This window comes from Sulfitobacter sp. (genome assembly GCF_036961165.1).
GTDB lineage: Bacteria > Pseudomonadota > Alphaproteobacteria > Rhodobacterales > Rhodobacteraceae > Sulfitobacter.
In genome coordinates this window covers 1-5,630 of the sequence record NZ_JBALVJ010000133.1, presented here as the reverse complement: position 1 = coordinate 5,630, position 5,630 = coordinate 1, and the positions used below count along the sequence as shown (strand labels likewise).

General features: G+C 52.9%; 5 protein-coding genes. 2 read left to right on the top strand and 3 right to left on the bottom strand.

Annotation, left to right across the window (positions count from 1 at the left end; translation table 11 throughout):
* The 3 genes from V7730_RS21830 to V7730_RS21820 form a co-directional block, all read right to left on the bottom strand.
* Window positions 1-205: hypothetical protein (locus V7730_RS21830; RefSeq protein ID WP_335749667.1), on the bottom strand; the 205-nt coding region annotated here is incomplete at its 3' end.
* 213 nt (window positions 206-418) lie between these two features.
* Window positions 419-1,807 (bottom strand): NAD(P)-binding protein, encoded by a 1,389-nt coding sequence (locus V7730_RS21825; protein ID WP_335749666.1) that lies wholly within the window; start codon window positions 1,805-1,807, stop codon window positions 419-421.
* Window positions 1,808-2,613: 806 nt separating this feature from the next.
* Window positions 2,614-4,299 (bottom strand): GMC family oxidoreductase, encoded by a 1,686-nt coding sequence (locus tag V7730_RS21820; RefSeq protein ID WP_335749665.1) that lies wholly within the window; start codon window positions 4,297-4,299, stop codon window positions 2,614-2,616.
* Window positions 4,300-4,493: 194 nt separating this feature from the next.
* On the opposite strand from V7730_RS21820, the gene V7730_RS21815 reads away from it, so the two are divergent.
* The gene (locus tag V7730_RS21815) at window positions 4,494-4,895 is read left to right on the top strand and encodes a LysR family transcriptional regulator (RefSeq protein ID WP_335749664.1); all 402 of its coding nucleotides are present in this window, start codon (window positions 4,494-4,496) and stop codon (window positions 4,893-4,895) included.
* 153 nt (window positions 4,896-5,048) lie between these two features.
* Window positions 5,049-5,390 (top strand): hypothetical protein, encoded by a 342-nt coding sequence (locus V7730_RS21810; RefSeq protein ID WP_335749663.1) that lies wholly within the window; start codon window positions 5,049-5,051, stop codon window positions 5,388-5,390.
* The last annotated feature ends 240 nt before the right edge of the window (window positions 5,391-5,630 follow it).

Here is a 5,630-nt window from a genome sequence, read left to right as displayed (position 1 = left end):
AAACTCCCGCAGAGCGTTTCAATGCATGTGTTGCATCGACCAGTTGAGACCGCCGCGCATAGCGGACATCGATGCCCAACGCAGCGAAGGTCAACTCTCCGCCCTTCCCGTACGTGTTTCCCAACAACGCGAACGGCCCTAACCGGCTATTGAACCAGCCTTCCAATGCCACAGCGCGGCTTCCCCAGACCGGCCGTTCGTGCATCGCGCAGCATGTTCGGCGGCTGATAGACCGCAGTGCCGGACCTACAAAACATTTGCCGCACGTGCGAAATCTGAATCTTTTTTTGATGCCCCGTCGGCACCTCAGGAGGGAAGCAGCCCTTCGTTGTGCCCCGCGAATGCCCGGTTTATGTCAGAATATCCCGTTTCGTTTTTATGCATTAGTGCCGCGATGAATTGTCGCTTGCAGAAGATCTCAGGCTGTCGCGAGCTTTTTCATATTTGCAAACGCAGGCATCGACACCTCTTTTATCCGATTGAATACCGACTGCACCTCTGGGTCATTTCGATCAACCTCGCGGGCAGCACGACCAAAGCCATCAAGGCGACAGGACGCAATCCAGGCTTTGATTTCAGGATGTTGGGACCAAACGAATTGGTTCGTCGTGTTTGCAATTTGCGACACTAACCAGGTCTGCACCGTGTCCGTCATTGGTACCGGTATTGCGAGTGCATTTTTTGCCTTGTCACTGTCCAAGCTCGTTTCGATCTTAGCGATCAAAGCGGCGCTAAACGTGGGCTGGTAGAGACGGATCATTTGCAGCGCGATCTGATCATCGTTGAAAATTGGCCATGTGTTAGTGTGACCAAGTGCCCGTGCGGTACAGTCAACATACAGAGTGCCGGGCTTTGCAGAACAAGCCCCGCCAGCAAGCCTAAGTTTATCGGGTTCGATGGTTTCCACATGGCCCATACGAACAATATCTTGGATTTCCCGAAGTCGCTCAAGTTCCGCAATTGAAACCGTTGGTCCGTGTATCATGACAGGGCGCACTGATGGGTCGAGACGCATCCACAAGTTTGCGGCCTCCATCCTATCAGCGAGATCGTCTATTGAGTTAGCCTCCTTCATGGCTTCCATCTGGCGCATCGTTCCGCCGTAATTTTCATTATAAAATGCGCCACTTGGCTGGGTGAAAGCGCGATTGATCATCCACGGATCACGCGGCACGACCCAGCGTATCTGCGTGGCATCCGCACCATTTTCAAGCAGCCAAAGAACGCTATCCATGGCTGTCTTACCTGCGCCCAGTATCGTAAAATAGCCATGTAAATGCGCCTTTTGAGATAAGAAGTTCGGAGGGATGCAGGCAACATCTGCAGCAACATGGAACTTTCTTTGATGTGTCAATGGAATGCCATTTTCTAGCAATCGTGCGTCAACGAACCGTCGACGCACGTCAATTTGGGTAATTTTGTTGGAGAGCAATTGCCGAACTTCACCGTTACCCAAATGTTCGGACATCGGTAAAAAGCGCACGCGGCCAGATTGCAGCAATCGATCCCGCATCACGGTGTGAAAATAATTAGCCACCTCTTGGCCCGATGCAAGCTCTTCGAAGCCTTTATTTAGGCCGGATTGATCTATGCTCCCACGGCCTAAACTAAGAGATGATACACCATAATATGAAGAGGGTTGGTGAAGGCGCACAAACGGATAGGCATCGTTCCAATGACCGCCCGCTTTGTCCCGCCGATCCACCATTGTGATATGCGCGTCCGTTTCTTCAAGTAGCGTATCGGCAAAAGCAAGCCCCGAAGCCCCCGCACCAATTATCAAGTAGTCAGTTTCAAAGCGGTCCATACCAAATTCCTCAATGTGCTTGGACAACGCTACACACCGATATGATTCAAACATAGCTAAAAGGGAGTGAAAATGCCCCCTGACACTTTTCGTGGACTCATACTTGCCGTTAACTGCACGAGAAACCAACGGCGGTTTTGGGCTGCCTCTGACACATCTAAATTTCTGCAGGTGCAATATGCTGCAGTTGCAGCTCTGGTAAGTAAGGGCTCACAGCCGCCTTCTGCATCGCAGAAAATACCCTCGATCCATGGCTGATTGAATGTCGGCTCTCGCCGTTGACACAAGGCCACTTCGCACTTGCAGAAAAGTCCGCAATCCGCCCTTCGTGCATATCCGACACTCATAAGGTGCAGGGGTATCAGTGCGACCGTCCGCAAATAATTATGCGCGCTCTTTAGGTTTATTTTGCATGAACGGCCAGTTTGAAATGGAAAAGTTACCAAGAGTTCAGTAATCGCCCCTTGTCCGCAATAAGCGGCTCGGATGCTCGAAGTCGCGCGGTTTAGCTCGCATCATCCCATCACGCGATGCGCTCTTCTTCGCCCCATTTTCCGCAATTTCCGAACCTTGTTAAATTCGGGAGTTATTCACCCCCACGGGATGCTTGCGACCCGTATTCAACATTCTTTACTCTTCGCCGCAACTTCCGTTAACCGCTGACCACTTCACAAGCTCAGTCCAACAATATCTAACCGAGCGCGTCCGCGAGATCATCGAATACAGTCGAGGTTTTCTAAGCCCCCCCCTGTCAGCAGCAAATTGGAAAACAAACTGCGCATGCAAGGTCGTGCAAGACGTTAAGACTACTTGTTGGGGTGGGGTTTCTGACCGGCCAAGATCCAACCTGCAGCTTTTTCGGCAATCATGATTGTAGGGGAATTCGTATTTCCGCTGGTGATTTCGGGCATGATCGAGGCATCAACTACACGCAGCCCCGCCACACCTTTGACCCGCAAATGCGGATCCAGAACCGCGGTATCATCCTCTATCGCACCCATTTTCACGGTGCCAACGGGGTGGAAAATTGTGCTGGCGATATGGCCAGCGAGGCGCGCCAGTTCTTCATCCGTTTGATACTGCACACCTGGCTTAAATTCTTCAACCGCGTAGGGCTGCATTGCCGGTAGCGCCATGATTTCACGCACCTGACGCAAGCTATCTGCGGCGACTTTACGGTCGTCTTCTGTGTCGAGATAATTCGGCGTAATCTTGGGCGCATCGCGAAAATCGCCCGAAGCAATCCGCACATGCCCACGGCTGGTCGGGTTCAGGTTGCACACACTGACAGTCATGGCGGGAAAATCGTGCAGATCCTCACCGAAGGCCTCAAGGCTGAGAGGTTGCACATGGTATTGTAGGTTGGGATGGTTACGGCTGGGGTCCGATCGCGTAAAGGCGCCCAACTGGCTGGGGGCCATGCTCATCGGGCCAGAACGTTTCAGTAGGTATTCCAGACCGATCTTGGCCTTGCCAACCATTGAATTGGCCAGCGAGTTCATCGTGCTCGTGCCCGCTACCTCGAACACCGCGCGGATCTGCAAATGGTCTTGCAGGTTCTCCCCGACAACGGGCTGATCCAAAACCACATCGATACCGTGTTGCTTCAACAGACCCGCAGGACCGATACCTGACAATTGTAAAATCTGTGGTGAGTTGACCGCACCGGCAGAGAGAACCACTTCACGGCCCGCCTTTACGGTAGTTGACCTGCCCTCGCGCTGCACCTTTGCACCAACACAGCGCAAAGTACCGTCACATGCGCGATCAAAGATGAGCTTTTCTACCTGCGCCTCGGTCCAGATGGTCAGGTTATCGCGTTTCTTCGCGGGGCGCAGAAAGGCCTTTGATGTGTTCCAACGCCAGCCAGACCGCTGGTTCACGTCAAAGTACCCTACCCCCGCATTATCGCCGCTATTGAAATCATCTGTTTTCTGGATGCCCGTTTGCGCTGCCGCATCGGAAAAACTGTCCAGCACATCCCACCGAAGACGTTGTTTTTCAATCCGCCATTCGCCGCCATGCCCATGCATATCTGAAAAGCGGGAGTTATCGCCCGTGGCGTGATCGGCACCATTATCCAGCTTGTAATGGTCCTCGTGAGCCTTGAAATCTGAAAGGGCGCTTTCCCAATTCCATTCAGCTTCACCCGTTAACGCGGCCCAATTGTCATAGTCACGCGCCTGCCCGCGCATGTAGATCATACCGTTGATCGACGAACATCCCCCCAGCGTTTTGCCGCGTGGGTAAAGCAAACTGCGTCCGTTCAGCCCCTTAACGGCTTCGGTTTTGTACATCCAGTCGGCACGGGGATTACCAATACAATAGAGGTATCCGACAGGGATGTGAAACCACGGGTATGTGTCGGGCTTATCCGCCTCCAACAACAGGACGCGGTTTGCCGAATCCGCACTCAACCTATTGGCCATCAGACATCCAGCAGAGCCACCGCCGATGACAAAAAAGTCGAACTCGTTTGCGCCGTCACTCATAGCTTTCTACCCACCTCGTTGCTTCGTTTTGCGATGAGAGAGGGCTAAGGTAGCCAGCAATGGAGGAATAGCACGCCCCCACATCAAAACCTCGCCGTTATAGCCCCTCCCCGATCGCCGTCTTTGTATGTTTGCGTGGTCAAGCGGCAAAAAGCTAATGACATTTCACACCGCTGGATACTAATTATTATAGTATGGGGAGATTTTCGAACACAAACAAAATCTTGGCCTTTGTGACCATTGCGCGCGAAGGGAGCGTATCACGCGCCGCAGATGTATCGAACCTGCCCCAGCCCGCAGTCAGTCAGCGAATACAGCGACTGAGAAAAGAGATTAGCGTGACTCTTTTCGACCGCACAGCCGAAGGATTCCAGATCAGTCACGACGGTACGCCTATACTTGCCAAGACAGAGCGCGTGCTTGAGGCAATCGATGACTTCCAACTCAGCGCCCGCCAGCAGTCAGCCCAGCTTCACGGCAAGTTTAAATTCGGAACTATCGTTGACCCAGAATCTATTCGCCTTGGCCGTAACCGAAACTGTGCTGCGATGCATGATCTGACCTCGCTTGTTTCGTTGTCAGTAGCCCCGCTTTGAACCAATGCAAAGCGACCTTCTCGCCTCCACAGCATCGCCGCGCAAATTTCAACAACGCGCCGTCACTCACGGCCCTTAGCTGCCGTTCGTGATGAGGGCTGGCGCTGCGGTGCGGCTCCCCCAAAGCGGCCATTCGTCGAGGACACAGAAATCTTGGACGAGTATCGCTCCGCCGATTACACGCTTTACGGGCTTCGTCCCGCATCATCAGGCAACCGCTATGCTTTGATAGATGGCCAACCCGTTTTGCTGACCAACGAAGATTACACATCACTTCTGCGGATTAATGATCTGGCGCGGGTTGAAAACCTTCCTGCAGGGCTGCGTGTCGCGCCGACGGCTGCACTTACGCAAAGCGAATTGCGTCAAGCCTACAAGCTGCCGGAGCTTGAGCCGAGTTATAACTATGCCGTCGTGAATGGTGAACTGGTGACCTTGCAGGACAACGCATTTGAAACTTTGCAGTTGATCCGCATCGCACGCGCTATCTCCTGATTTGATGATAGTACTATCAGAAAAAAGGGGGGGGATGCTCCCCCTCCATTAAATAAATATTTGGCGTTACGGCGAACCTTCGCTCTATCTGCGCTCTCCACCCGAAAAGCACATTTGAAGCGCCACGCTCGAAAGCAGACTTTGGCGCAAGTGCAACGCATCGACGCTTTGTCCCGCATTGCTCTGGTAATCCCCCCCGAAACTAAGGGGATGCGGAAGTAGAATTTTCTCGGCAAGATA